The following is a 1,144-nucleotide window of genomic DNA, read 5'->3' on the forward strand; positions in this document are numbered from 1 at the left end:
ATCGGCCACGTAGACCACGGTAAAACAACAACAACAGCAGCAATCACTCAAGCCCTAAACAAAAAATACGGCACAGGTGAATACATCGACTACGAACACATCGATAAAGCTCCAGAAGAAAGAGAACGTGGAATCACAATCAACACATCTGTAGTAGAATACGAAACACAAAAAAGACACTACGCACACATCGACGCTCCAGGCCACGCTGACTACGTTAAAAACATGATCACAGGTGCAGCACAAATGGACGGCGCAATCATCGTAGTATCTGCAGCAGACGGTCCAATGCCACAAACAAGAGAACACATCCTACTAGCAAGACAGGTAGGTATACCAAAAATCGCAGTATTCTTAAACAAAGAAGACCAAGTAGATGACCCAGAACTAATCGAACTAGTAGAAATGGAAGTAAGAGACCTACTAAACGAATACGACTTCGAGGCGACAACTGCCCAGTAATCGTAGGCTCAGCACTAAAATCACTCCAAGAAGGCGGAGAAGGCCCATGGTCAGACAAAATCCTAGCCCTAATGGACGCAGTAGATGAATACTTCGACATCCCAGAAAGAGACAACGACCAACCATTCCTAATGCCAGTAGAAGACGTAATGACAATTCAGGCCGTGGAACAGTAGCAACAGGAAGAGTAGAAAAAGGAACCTAAAAGTAGGCGACACAGTAGAAATCGTAGGTCTAACAGAAAAAACATCTCAAGCCGTAGTAACAGGTGTAGAAATGTTCCACAAATCACTAGACCAAGCAGAATCAGGCGACAACGTAGGAGTACTACTAAGAGGTGTTCAAAGAAACGAAATCTCAAGAGGACAAGTACTAGCAAAACCAGGTAGCGTACACCCACACACAGAATTCGAAGGACAAGTATACGTACTAACCAAAGAAGAAGGTGGACGTCATACCATTCTTCTCAGGCTACAGACCACAATTCTTCTTCAGAACAACAGATGTAACAGGTGACATCCAACTAGAAGACGGAGTAGAAATGGTAATGCCAGGAGACAACGCAACATTCAAAATCACACTTCAAAAGCCAATCGCCCTAGAAGAAGGACTAAGATTCGCTGTACGTGAAGGTGGTAGAACAGTAGCATCAGGCGTTGTAACAAAAATCGTAAAATAGTTC

At 43.7% G+C, this 1,144-nt stretch carries 1 pseudogene; it reads left to right on the forward strand.

The features are described from left to right. A pseudogene (tuf, locus tag HMPREF0072_RS12545) lies at positions 1-1,141 on the forward strand (elongation factor Tu); the annotation flags it as partial. Between the last annotated feature and the right edge of the window lie 3 nt (positions 1,142-1,144).

This window comes from Anaerococcus lactolyticus ATCC 51172, from assembly GCF_000156575.1.
GTDB classification, from domain to species: Bacteria; Bacillota; Clostridia; order Tissierellales; family Peptoniphilaceae; genus Anaerococcus; species Anaerococcus lactolyticus.